At 43.9% G+C, this 12,708-nt stretch carries 12 protein-coding genes; 5 read left to right on the top strand and 7 right to left on the bottom strand.

Features of this window, described 5'->3' with window-relative positions:
• Positions 1-670: 670 nt before the first annotated feature.
• The gene (locus AAAU26_RS12300) at positions 671-1,105 is read right to left on the bottom strand and encodes a YaiI/YqxD family protein (protein WP_097773037.1); all 435 of its coding nucleotides are present in this window, start codon (positions 1,103-1,105) and stop codon (positions 671-673) included.
• Positions 1,102-1,770, bottom strand: coding sequence for an alpha/beta hydrolase-fold protein (locus AAAU26_RS12295; RefSeq protein ID WP_097773120.1), 669 nt, complete (start codon positions 1,768-1,770; stop codon positions 1,102-1,104). Before AAAU26_RS12295 ends, AAAU26_RS12300 begins: the two co-directional genes overlap by 4 nt.
• Positions 1,771-2,206: 436 nt before the next feature.
• Here AAAU26_RS12295 and AAAU26_RS14555 point away from each other — a divergent pair, with 436 nt between their 5' ends.
• From AAAU26_RS14555 to AAAU26_RS12275, 5 genes are read left to right on the top strand one after another with little or no spacing between them, the layout of a single operon-like run.
• A complete protein-coding gene (locus AAAU26_RS14555) occupies positions 2,207-2,410 on the top strand; it encodes a helix-turn-helix domain-containing protein (RefSeq protein ID WP_097773036.1) in 204 nt (67 codons plus the stop codon).
• A 26-nt stretch (positions 2,411-2,436) separates the two neighbouring features.
• Entirely contained in the window at positions 2,437-3,597 is a 1,161-nt protein-coding gene (locus AAAU26_RS12290; RefSeq protein WP_227619586.1) for a DNA double-strand break repair nuclease NurA, read from the top strand.
• Between the two features lie 13 nt (positions 3,598-3,610).
• The gene (locus AAAU26_RS12285; protein ID WP_097773034.1) at positions 3,611-5,314 is read left to right on the top strand and encodes an ATP-binding protein; all 1,704 of its coding nucleotides are present in this window, start codon (positions 3,611-3,613) and stop codon (positions 5,312-5,314) included.
• 16 nt (positions 5,315-5,330) lie between these two features.
• Positions 5,331-6,887, top strand: coding sequence for an ATP-binding protein (locus tag AAAU26_RS12280; protein ID WP_149795158.1), 1,557 nt, complete (start codon positions 5,331-5,333; stop codon positions 6,885-6,887).
• 2 nt (positions 6,888-6,889) lie between these two features.
• The gene (locus AAAU26_RS12275) at positions 6,890-8,752 is read left to right on the top strand and encodes a radical SAM protein (RefSeq protein ID WP_097773032.1); all 1,863 of its coding nucleotides are present in this window, start codon (positions 6,890-6,892) and stop codon (positions 8,750-8,752) included.
• Between the two features lie 201 nt (positions 8,753-8,953).
• On the opposite strand, the gene AAAU26_RS12270 is transcribed toward AAAU26_RS12275, so the two are convergent.
• From AAAU26_RS12270 to AAAU26_RS12250, 5 genes are all read right to left on the bottom strand, one after another.
• On the bottom strand, positions 8,954-9,577 hold the full coding sequence (locus tag AAAU26_RS12270; RefSeq protein ID WP_149795159.1) for an RloB family protein: 624 nt from the start codon (positions 9,575-9,577) through the stop codon (positions 8,954-8,956).
• The gene (locus tag AAAU26_RS12265) at positions 9,565-10,749 is read right to left on the bottom strand and encodes an AAA family ATPase (protein WP_227619585.1); all 1,185 of its coding nucleotides are present in this window, start codon (positions 10,747-10,749) and stop codon (positions 9,565-9,567) included. The genes AAAU26_RS12270 and AAAU26_RS12265 overlap by 13 nt, the downstream gene beginning before the upstream one ends.
• A gap of 151 nt (positions 10,750-10,900) precedes the next feature.
• Positions 10,901-11,275: a TnpV protein gene (locus AAAU26_RS12260; RefSeq protein ID WP_227619584.1), complete on the bottom strand. Its 375-nt coding sequence runs from the start codon at positions 11,273-11,275 to the stop codon at positions 10,901-10,903.
• Between the two features lie 55 nt (positions 11,276-11,330).
• Complete coding sequence (locus tag AAAU26_RS12255) at positions 11,331-12,161, bottom strand: DUF6017 domain-containing protein (RefSeq protein WP_227619583.1); 831 nt, start codon at positions 12,159-12,161, stop codon at positions 11,331-11,333.
• A 126-nt stretch (positions 12,162-12,287) separates the two neighbouring features.
• A partial coding sequence (locus tag AAAU26_RS12250; protein WP_349181077.1) for a hypothetical protein occupies positions 12,288-12,708 on the bottom strand: 421 nt, incomplete at its 5' end.

Below are 12,708 nucleotides of genomic sequence, written 5' to 3'. Positions count from 1 at the left end.
TTTATAGAAAATCTTCGGAATTTAAGGCTTCCGAAAAATTGTCCCTCTACTTACGAGCCATCGAAAACGGCCAAAAAGTAGCCCGAAAAAGAAATTTGTTGAAAAGTTTTTGGAAAATATAGTTGAAGTGGCTGCTTGATTAAAATAACATTGATCCATGGGCGACCGATGGAGGACGGAACTTTGCAACATTGGCAGTGCCTGAAGTTGAAAGTGGTCTTGAAAAAGATGCCCTACACTTGGTAGGCGTCGAGAACGCCTGTTTCATAGCATCGAAGGGGAAATTGTAATTGAATTGTAATTCTTGAAGCTGAATCTCCACTTTTGAAAAAGTCCTCTCACTTGGTAGCCGACGAAAAAGGACAAAAGACAACCATGTTTTTGAGAATTAACAAAAAGGTCACAAACGACCGGCCTTCAAAGAGGAGGTTCTATTATTAACAGAAAAAATGGCCAGAAATGGGGGGTGCTGACGCTGATTTTTTTGCCTTCATTGAAAATTGAAAAACCTCCCTCACTTGGTAGGCATCGAGAAAGGCTCGTTGACAACCTTTATTTTGAAAATTAACAGAAAGTTAACAAAGCAAGATGCGCTGAACAAGAAACAACCGCCGCTCACTCCGGGAAAGAGTGAGTGGCGGTTGCAATATCAAATTTTTGATTCAGAAAATCAGATGCTCGCTAAAATATCTGTCAGTGTGGCGACAAATGCTTCATCCTGCTCCTTCGTCCGCTTTGGGCTCCCCTTGGGGTGCTTTCCGGCACGGAGGAGCTTTTTGTTTTCATAACGCCGTAGCATGAGAGCGTCTATATTATCAGCGGTGTATTCCAGACCATTCTGGTTCAGCACTCGTGCGCACTTGGCAAGACACATGCTGGCCAGCCCGTAGTCCTGCGTCACAACCACATCTCCCGGTTTTACCCGGTTGACGAGAGCAAAATCCACGCTGTCCGCTCCTTTGTCGAACACCAGCGTCTGCGCACCTTCTCGCTCAATCTGGTGAGCTGTGTCGCACAGGATGATGACCGAGATGCCGAACCGCTTTGCAATCTGCAACGTCAGATCGACGACCGGACAACCGTCTGCATCAATCAAAATGGTCATGTGTGTTCCTCCATCGTCCACCGAAAGGCTTTCGCGGTACGCAAATCAGCGTCCTTAAAGTGCCCGCCGCTGTTCCATTCAAGGGTGCAGTCTGCGCCACGCTCTATAAGTCGGCTGTGCAGGGTGCGGATGTGATCCCCCACCGCAGCCATGACAGCATTTTTCGTATGCTCTTCCTTGTCGCCAAGGCTCAGATAAATGTGCTGTGCCTGCATCGGATGCCGCTGTTCAAACTCCATCCAGCCCGGAAACCAAACAGAGGGCGAGGCGGCAGCGATACCGTAGAACAGATCAGTCTGGGTGGATGCCCACAGAGCAAACAACCCGGCCAGCGAGTAGCCGCCCAGAATGATTTTGACGTTTTCCGGGAGATTAAGCTGTTGTTTCAGTGACGGAATGACCTGCTCTGTCAGGAAGCGCAATGTCTTCCCGGCCTTGCCGCCAAACCCTTGCTTTCCCCAAACAGCAGGGGCTTCCCACGGGGAAAGTGCATCGTTCCAGCTTTCCACCGGAATAGCCGCAAACAAAAAGTGGTGCGCACTCTGTGCAATAGCGGTAACCGCACTTTCCATGCTTTGCAGCTCATGTTCACCGGTCATTTGGAGCAGTAGATATTCTGCATGGGCTTCGCCGTAAATGCGGCAAGGTCTGTTCCCGATTTGCATTGTCTGTGCAGTCACTGTGGCGTCCTCCCGAAAAAATTTTGATAAGCCCAGTATAGCAACTGAAAAATCATTTTGCAATTCAAAAGGCGTTCATAGCCGTAGCAAGCAGTGTCTTCGTATATACAAAGACCATTTTTGCGTTGCAAAATGCTTGTTGGGAAATCCCAAACCCTTGAACTACATCCGATGGATGCAGGCTACGCGTTTTTTGCAAAACGCTTTTTTAGGACTCCGCAGGAGTGTGCAACCATCACGAAATCGTGATGATCGAAAGAATTTAGCTGTTGTGTGCACAAAGGCACCGCTTGCTGAGATAATGAAAAAAGCTCCTAAAAATTTTTACGCAATAGGAAAATTCATTATAGCAATGCTATTGCAACACTATAGCGCAGATGCTATACTCAAATAAAGAATTTGCAACTGCGAGGTGAACTACATGGGATTGCCTACAGACATTAGAAACTTGCGGAAAGCGGTACTGTTAAGTCAGGAGTCATTTGCAAAAGAATTGGGAGTGTCCTTCTCAACCGTAAATCGTTGGGAAATGGGAAAGAGCCGACCGAGTTATGCGGCATTAAAGAAGCTTAAGAATTTTTCTGAAAAGCATGGTTTGACGTTTACAATCGAGCTCGAAAACTAAAAGTTGGTTGAGTGGAGGGAAAGCTCATGGCAAAAATCATGGAAATTATCTCCAAAGAGACAGGCGGAAAAAGTTATAACACGGAAAAGTATTCCTATGACACAATTGGTATGCCATCATTTGACTACGATGACGATGGCGAAAAATTTATAAAATGGCAAGTGTCCGGGGAGACGGAAAAGCATAAAACGTATGTTGATTTAACGAATGAAGCGAAAAGACAGATTGGAAAGCGGCCAGTCATCAGCTACTTTTTGGACGGATCGAGGCACACTTATAAGGTGGATGATATTTCATACAATAAAAAGGTTTATCCAGTTATCGCAGGACAAGTTGGTATTGGATGTTGCAAACGTACCGATGGAAGAATGCGACCCGAAAAATTTTACAGACGATTGGTTTTGTCACTTCCAACGGTTAGTAACGCAGATGGCTGGAAGGATGATGTATTTTTTGCAGCTCAAACGAAAAAGCTCAATAAAAGTGAAGAATTGAAGAAGCTAGGGATTGAATTTGCTACGATCCTTCCATATTCTCCGCCTAAGGATCAGAAAAATGGGAAGATGGAGGATTCGGGTATTGCACGAATTCAAGATTATATGATTGAGTCTGAAAAAGAAATGGTCGCTGAGCTGGTGAAAGCTGGAAAGCTAAATCAGGACAATTATCTTTTAAAAGACGGTTCGCTCGAATATAAACCAATGAAATCAGGACGAGAGGATTTAAGGACGCTTCAAAAGATCAAACACAATTATAAGTGGGTTATTGGCGTATCAAAATCTTTCAATCCAGAAAGCATTTTAGACCACACGGGAAAGGCAAATGCAAACTATATCGCAGACTTACCGCTTTTTCATAGAACACCGGTAGCAAGATATGAAAATGCTTCTTACTTAGGCGATGTGAAATTTGGTGTTTGGTACATCAGAATCAGAGACAAAAAGTATACACGGACTCCTTTCGATGGTGTGATCAAGGTCGAGAAAATCATGATGGATGAAGAAAAAGACACTGGAATTGATAGTGAAGAAATCGATTTGATCAGTGCAACCTTAATTAACGAACAAACGCCTACTTGCTATGGAACGGATAAGAGATGGGCTAATCATCTATATCCAGTCTTTCTGACAGAATCCTATGTCAAAAGTCAGTATATGAGTACGGAAATGTTTCTGCATTTGTTTTGAGGAGGAATAAACAATGCCTAGTCCTGTGATCATTGGTCGCATTTTAGCAACAGAAAAAGCACCAACAACGATTGACAACTTTGCTTTTTGGACGAATCCGAGCTTAATATTAAATCCATTTGATATTGTGAAGGTTGAACATGTAAATGGCTCGTTTTCGTATGGCATGATAGAAGATATTTCGCACATAACAGATGCGGCGAGCTTTTTGACTAACTATATTTCGAGCGATTTTGGCGATGTAGAAGTAGAATCTCCGACTTTGCGAGTTGGAATGAACTATGTTCAGGCAAAGGTAGTATGTAATGACAAAAACATTTATATACCGTTGCAAAGCAACTCGAAAGTGTTTTTAGCAACTGCTGAAGAAATCGAATATGCACTTGGCTTGAAAGATATTCGCAATCCGCTGGTTTGTGGCTATTTGGAAATGTATGAAGGCACAAGCGGCAGTGAAAAAGTAACACTGCCTGTTCGGCTCAATTCAAAGTTTATTATTGGACCGGAAGGTGCACATCTGAATATTTCTGGCATTTCTGGATTGGCAGCAAAAACTTCTTATGCAATGTTCTTGATGAAGGCCATTCAGGATACTTACATTAAGAACAAAAGCGAGGACGAATCGGTTGCATTTGTTATGTTCAATGTTAAAGGCCGTGACTTGTTGACGATTGATCAGCCAAACGATTATGATGATGAGGATGATCCGGCAAAAGAAAAGGCTGAAAATGAAGCTCTGTATAAAAAGCTTGGCCTTTCGCCTGAGCCGTTTCATAATGTCCACTATTATTATCCGTATTCTACCGAGGGAAGCTGGAACACATATCTAACTCCCGAAGAAGTTGATGATGCGATAAAAACCAAAAAAGCTAAAAAGTATAAATACATTTATAGAGAAGATCGGAACAATTTGGATCTGATGTTCTCTAATATTGATGATTCGACTCAGACCATGGATGCTATTATCAATTATATCATGGCTGGGCAGGGTAAATTTTCCGGTGCTGATGATTGGCAAGAATTTCTTGAAATAATTCGCGAAAAATGTGCAGCTGGAGCACAATCTGATAGGGAAAAAGAGATTCCTATAGCAAGTTGGCGGAAATTTTATCGTATTGTCAACAAAGCAATCAATGATAAGGCTGCAATTTTTGCCAGAGATATTAATGCAAGCAAAGGCGAAACACGGCTCGGAGATGCCCTAAAATACATCAAAAAGAACGAAGTACATGTTATTGATATTGCCAAGCTTTCAGAAGATAAACAGGCATACGTTTTTGGTGATGCAGTAAGGACGATTTACAACCTGCAATTGGGCGAATATAATGGCGATGAAAATGTTGCACCCCCATCAAGAATTATTATCTTTATCGATGAGCTGAATAAGTACGCTTCTAAAGATTCTCCTAAAAATTCCCCTATTCTCCACCAAATTTTGGATGTTGCAGAGCGTGGACGTTCTTTGGGTGTCGTGCTGTTTGCAGCAGAACAATTTAGAAGTGCCATTCATGATAGGGTAACTGGAAACTGTTCTACACATGCGTATGGACGCACTAACACCATTGAAGTGACAAAGAGCGATTATAAGAGTGTTCCCCCTGTGTATAAGACGATGATGACTCGTTTAAAGCAGGGAGAATATATTGTTCAGAATCCAATTTTCAGATCAATGCTTCATATAAAATTCCCGAAACCGATTTACAAACAGGTGAAATAACGGAAAGGAAGCAACTATGGCAACCATAGGAAAAAACATCCTTGAAAATTTGACAACTGGTATGTATGCGGATTCAAAAGTGATATACCGCGAGTATGTCCAAAATGCATGCGACCAGATAGATAAAGCAGTTGAACTTGGAATCATTGATAGAGAGCAAGCTGAGGTTTTCATTTCAATAAAAGAAGATGAAAGATTTATCTCTGTTGAAGACAACGCTACTGGCGTTAAGGAAGCGGATTTTGTTGCACAGCTGGGTGATATTGCAAACTCTGACAAAAAAGTAGGTGTTGATAAAGGTTTTCGAGGAATAGGACGCCTCTGCGGCTTGGCATATTGTAAGACGCTGGTGTTTTCTACTTCGTACAGGGGCGAAACTAAAGGTTCGAAAATGATATTCGATGCAAAGAAAATGCGTGAAATGCTAAGTTCTCCAGTGAAGTACACCGTAGATGATATTCTGAATGCTATAGTTTCAACAGAAAAATTCCCGGAAGAACAAGAAAAGCATTATTTCAAGGTTGAAATGATTGATATAAACCATGAAAATACGGATTTGTTGGATAAACAGTTGGTTTCTGATTACTTGAGTTTTGTTGCTCCGGTTCCGTATGTGAGTAGTTTTTATCATAGAGATGCTATTTATGAACATGCTGCGAATCTGCATTTCAAAATTGATGAATATAACATCCGAGTAAACGGAGATCCTCTCTTAAAAAGATATAAAAATCGGTTATATGATGCTACTGGCAAGGTATACGATAACATTGTAGATGTCGGCTTCAAAGACTTTGCTGATGCGGATGGAAATCTTCTTGCATGGATGTGGTATGGAATATCACGTTTTGAAAAGGCCATTCCAAAAGCTGCAAATCCTATGTATGGTTTTAGACTCCGTCAGGGAAACATCCAAATTGGTGATAATACAGCTGTTGCTAAATTTTTTAAAGAAGATCGGGGCAATAGCTATTTTGTAGGTGAAATATTTGCGGCATCAAAGAAACTGGTTCCAAACTCACAAAGAAACTACTTTAATGAATCAGTTGAACGAATTGAGTTTGAAACACAGCTGAAACTGTTCTTTTATGACACACTGCATAAATTATACCATGTAGCAAGCGACACAAAGAGCGACTATAAAAAGCTCGAAGCGTACACAGATACTGTATCTAAGTATCAAGAAAAGAGTCGGAAAGGTTTTATTGACGGTTCTGAAAAAGCTCAAATGGAAGCTGAATTAGAGGCTGCAAAAAAGAGGAAAGAAGAAGCCGAGAGAAGACTTGCTCGATTTAAAGAATCTGGCGCAGGAAGCGAAGCGGAACAGCGCGTTCGTAGAGCTATTGAGCAAAAGTATGAAGATCAGAAAACAACGCAGCGGGCCAAAGATGCAGAAAAAGCTGTTTCTAAAGTAACGGCAGGAGGGTCAAAAACAAAGTATTTTACGGATAATCTATCTAAACTGGATAGAAGCAAACGAAAACTAGTGCAACAGATAATGGCGATTATAAGACGTATTGTGTCGAAAGAAGTTGCCGACCAAATTCAGGAAGCAATAGAAAAGGAATTTAGATAAAAATGAACAGAAAAGTGCTTTTGGTAGAGCCTAATTATAAAAACAAGTATCCTCCAATGGGATTGATGAAACTGGCAACATACTATCGAGAATCGGGGGATGACGTAAGGTTCTTCAAAGGCGACCTTTTAGATTTAGCAGCAGATATCGTTGTTGAGGACTTGTTGAACGCACTTACGACTTTGGACGCTGAAACAAACTGGAAAACCGATAAAAAAATTCTAGTAGAGTGTGTCAGAAAAGGAACGATTTCTTTGCTGGATGAACAAGCATATTTCCAAAACAATTCAGATGCCATAGAGTTGGTAAAGAACGCTAGAAGCTCCTATCGAAAGAAAGAATACTTCAAGAACCCACCGTTTGATAAGGTTGGTATAACTACTCTTTTTACATTCTATTGGAATATTACTATTGATACGATAAACTTCGTAAAACAGCTATGCAAAAAGCCCGAAGATGTGATGGTCGGCGGTATCATGTCAACACTTCTGCCTAACGAAGTGTACGAAGCAACAGGAATTCATCCATTCGAAGGACTGTTGAACCATCCTGGAGATATTGATAAAGGCGATACACGCATTATAGATACACTTCCGTTGGATTATTCGATTCTTGAAGAAATCGACTATAAATATCCGGCGAATAATGCGTATTTTGCTTATATGACACGTGGCTGCATCAATCATTGCGCATTTTGTGCAGTTCCTAAACTAGAGCCACACTATTGTGATTATATTGGACTTAAAGAGCAAATAGAACGGGCAAGAGACCGATTTGGAGAGCAACGTGATTTGCTTTTGCTGGACAATAATGTGCTGGCATCCAAATGCTATGATAGAATTATCGATGAGATTAAAGCGTGCGGATTTCAAAAAGGTGCAACTTATATGCCGCCTGATCAGTACGAAATTGCTATCCAAAATTTAAAGGATGGCTACAATGATCGTGCCTATGTAAGAAAGTGCATAAGGCTATATAAAGAATTGACGGAGAAACTCCCGTTGGAAGAAAAAACGGAGTTATATCTTCGTTTAGAACAAGCAGCATGTTTGCATTATGAAACTGCGACAAAAGAAGAGATTTTAAAACTTGATGAATTTGTTGCGCCATTATTCAAGAAACATTTTAAACATACAAAAAAGGTAAAACGCATTGTTGATTTTAACCAAGGGATTGACGCAAGACTGATAAATGATCAGAATATGGCAAAATTGGCTGAAATCAATATTTCGCCTCTTAGAATTGCTTTTGACCATTGGGAGCAAAAGGACATCTACGAAAAAGCGGTTCGTACCGCAGTAGCACATGGCATTACAAATCTATCGAACTATATGCTATATAATTTCAGAGATAAACCAGAACATCTGTATTATCGCATGAAGTTGAATGTTGATCTGTGTGATGAATTAGGGGCAAACATCTATTCTTTCCCGATGAAATACCATCCTATCAATGATCCGGATTTCTTTATGAACCGAGATTATATAGGCGAACATTGGAACCGAAAATTCATTCGAGCAATTCAGGCTGTACTGAATTCGACCAAGGGTAAAGTCGGCAAAGGGAAGCATTTCTTTGAGGAAGCATTTGGTGCGGATGAGCATCGATTCTGGACAATTCTCTGGATGCCTGAAACCTTTATAATTTATCGTTTTATGTTCAAGGAAAATCTCGCAAAGGAATGGGAAGAAAAGTTTTGGAGTCTGCCTACTGAGGAACTTGAAAAAGTGAAATCTGTTGTGGCAGTAAACAAGTTCAAGGATTTGGATTTCTCAAAATATTCAAAAGAAGCAAGAGACGTCCTTCAATATTATATGGTTACACGCGATGAGGCTGAGCAAATGCTGAAGGAAAAGAATAGCTGAAATTATGCCATTGAATAAAACTCTCCGCAAGTGCGGCGGTGCGTTATCTGGGAGCGCAGAACTAATTGATACGAAGAGTTTTCCGAGTGGAGAGAAGCCTCCGATTGCAAAATAACAGATACTGAACTTAAATAAAAAAGCCCACCGGCTGGATATAAAATCTGGCCTGTGGGCTTTGCTCTATTTTCAAATTGATGTCGTTTAAATCTTGGAGTTCAAATACTCCACCAGTTCCCAAACCGTTGTCAACGGATTGCTCTGCCGCGAAATCGGTTCAATGCCATGATTCTGAATCTGATTGGCACGAGCTTTCGCTCGCTGAATTGCAGTTGCCTGCAAAGGCTTCAAACCGTCAAAGTAATCCTTGTTTTTCTCATAATCAGGAAGTCTGCCCGGCTGTTTCAGCAGGCGAATCAATGACTGACAATCTTCAACCTCTGCCTGTTGATTTACAAAGTGCAGTAGGAACCACAACTCGAAAGACGGGTTAGAATAGGCCAAATGATAGCCTTCCTTTTGAGCGGACTGTTTGGCACGCAGAAGAACTTCGTTGGAGTTATCGTCACGGTCAAACACACACCATATGGAATCGCCATCTTCCGGGTAGTATGGATTATTACCCATCGTTGCCTTGGCTTTCTGCACAAGCCTGTCAGCGGACTTATACTGCGAAGAAATCGGGATAATGTCAATATTGCATCCTCGACTGCGGAAACGCTTAAAATAACGAATCTCCGTTTCGCTGCCTTCGCAGATGAGGTATACGACAGGATTTCGCTTTCTGGTTCGGGCAGGTTTGCGGCTGAGTTCTTTTATTCTGCCCATGCTGCATCCCCTCCAATGAACGGAATCGCTCCATACCGGCCTTGCAGATACCCTTTGGAGATGTTCTCACCTTTCCGGGGAGAAAACTCGGTCAGGGCATAAATGTCGGTCTGCATGGTCTTTTCATCCTTTTCTGCAAACCAGATCTGATCGCGCCGCAGCAACGTCAGGTCGAGAAGTCCGGTATCGTGCGTGGTGAAGATGAGTTGTGCATGATTTGTATTGATAGCGGCATCCTGCACCATCTCGATCAGATGCCTTGTCAGCAGCGGGTGCATACTGGATTCTATCTCGTCTACTACCAAAACAGAGCCGGATTCCAAAGCCGCAAGCCACATACCGATGCGAGAGAAGAAACGCTGTGTCCCAACGGATTCCTGACCCAACGGGAGCCAGAAACCCTCAGAAGCGCCATCTTCGGCATCGAGAATGTGCAGTGCGGAGATGATAGGCTCTTCCTTGGAGCCTGTAATGCGGATGTCCTTGATACCGAGGTCTGCATACAGCATTTCATGCAGGATACGTCTCTTTTCAGAGCCGCCCTGCCGGATGGCAGACAAGGTGGCATCCAGCTGCATTTCGGTTCCCATAAAGCCGGTCAGTTTCTCAAAGAACCACAGATAGGCCTTCTCAGTCTGGGGACAGTTCCATTCGTTGGAGCTGGACAGGTAAAGCCGGTTTTCTGCGGTGCGTCCGGCAAGGGTAAGCTGTTCCTGAACATTCTCGCGGAACTGATAACCATTGCCTTCTCTGGAAAAAACCAGAGCCTCCCGGCCGTTGGGCCAGTGATAGAGGTATTCGGTCAGGACTTTGGACTTGTCAAACGAGAACCCATAGGCATACTTGATGCCGCCATAAAAATAGATGGCTTCAAAGCTGGTCGGCTGTGTGGGCTGGTCAGTGAAAGCAAACGGCTCCTGCGGAAGGGACTCACCTTTCAGCAACTTGGCATACCGCCCGCAGACCATCTCGCGCATGAGCAGGAGGGCATGGAGAACATTGCTCTTTCCAGCTGCATTTGCGCCGTACAGTGCCAGCACAGGTACAAGCTGTTTCTTCTCGTCCGGCGAAATCAGGCAATCAGACAGACTTTTATCCGTAGATGCTTTCAAGCTGATAATAGCTGTGTCCTTGATGGAGCGGTGGTTGGTGACTGAAAATTGAAGCAGCATCGCGATTCCTCCCAGATGATTTTCTGAATCTAGTGTACTCTATTCTGGGCAGAAAGTCAAATTTTGATTTTGAAATTTGCAAATATTCCGCAAAAATCAAGAATAAAATCTAAAATATCGGCTTTTGATACCGTTCAGATGCTATCAGGAATCATTCTGCATACACGACTTCCCTCACCACCACCTCCTCCGCCTGCGCTTTCAGCCCGTTCATGTGCGCCACCCAGAGAAGCTGTGCACGCTCTTTATCCGGCGTAGGGAACTTGTCTGCCAAGGCCGCAATCGTGCGCTCCACCTGTTCTGAGGCGACTCTCTGGACATCCTGCAAATGCGGCCAGAGCGTACCGTTCAGCAGCATCTTGTTGTACAGCACAGGACGCTGAGTTTTGAGATACGCCAGCCGCATCCGGCCATATTTGCCCAGCGGTTCGGAATCATCGGTCTGCGGCAGGGTGAGCAGGGGCAGCTGATACTCCCCAACCTGTGCGTAATGGATCTCGGTGCGGACGGCGTTCGTGCTCTTCATGGAAATTCTCCTTTGCGTTTTCAACGTGTGTTATGGCCTTTGTGGAAAACAGCGCTTACTTCTTCCGATTCTGTGCGGTCAGCCAGTTGCCCTGCGCCTGATAGTAGTGCTCCATCGTGGTGGGGGCGTTCAGGATGGTGGTGCGCAGATAGGCCATGATGTTCTTGATGGGCTGGGTCGTGTTGGACATCACATCGAAGATGTACTCAATGTGCTGGCTGGTCAGCTTGTCCAGCCGCAGTCGGATGGCTTTGGTGGTCTGCGGCTGCTTGCCGACGTACTGGGTCTGCCGTGGACAGCAGTACATCTCCACAATGTTGTCCAGCAGTTCCTCCAGCTTGTCGGGGTCGTACCGCTGGGCAAGGGTGTCGATCTCCAAACGTTCCCGAAACTCCTCCCGTACTTGTGCTTCCATCTGGTCAAAATCTGCGGATTCGTCCGTCTGCCCTGATAGATTAGTACTTTGTCTTTTAGTATTTTGTTTATTAGTATTTTGTTGTGTTGGATTCTCCAACGTTGGAAAACCCGACATTGGATTTTCCGATGATGGTGAATTTGGCACTGGAGCAGGGCGTTTTTCGATCCGTTCTTTCTGCGGCAGTTCAAAGACTTCATAGTTGTAGTCAATAATGCGGCCACGGGCATCACGGACTTTGCTCCGACACAGATACCCGCCATCTTCCAGTTCGTGAACCGCACTTCTCACACTGTCGATGCCATCCCTGCACCCGGTTGTCAGCCCTTTCAGGCTGTAATCCCAATCGTCCGGCAGGGAGAGCATATAGGACAGCAGTCCCTTGGCTTTCAGGGACAGCCTCTTATCCTGCAGGTGGTGGTTGCTCATGACGGTGTAGTTGACATTTTTATTGACGCGGAATGTTGACATGGCGGCTTCCCTTTCAGCCCAATGCGGGCAAGAGAAAACGCAGCATTTCCCGGCTTTCGGGAAACGCTGCGTTCAGACAGGGAAGCCTGCTGTGAGCTGGCACAGCAACGGCAGCACTGCATATTTCTAACGGACATCTAACACAACTACACCTGAAATGCAGCCGCTGACGGCCTGTGTGAAAAAGGCTTTTTCTAACGTCATTTCGCAAAAAGCGGCTGATTTTTGCCTGCAAATTGCGGTGTGACGTGCCTTTTTGGAGGTTGCAAGAATGCCCTCAGCTGCCAATGACAGCCGCAAGGGACCAGCTTCATCCAACAATTTTAAAGACTCGAAATGCGATAGGCCGGGAGACCGGTGCCAGGGTTCGACTCCCTGATGCTCCACCATACAGTTCGTACTCGAACCCAATTCTCTATGAGAAAGGGTTTGGGTACGTTTTTTGTTTACAAGAGGTTCTGAGAAGGCACTACTCGGAACGGTAAACGAGCAAAGGCAGGGTATCACTATGATAGTGGTATCCTGCCTTTTGCTTTGCGGAATCAAG

Source organism: Faecalibacterium longum (genome assembly GCF_040094125.1).
Classification (GTDB): Bacteria; Bacillota; Clostridia; order Oscillospirales; family Ruminococcaceae; genus Faecalibacterium; species Faecalibacterium longum.
Note: the sequence above shows the minus strand (reverse complement) of the source record. Positions and strands in the feature narration are given on the sequence as shown.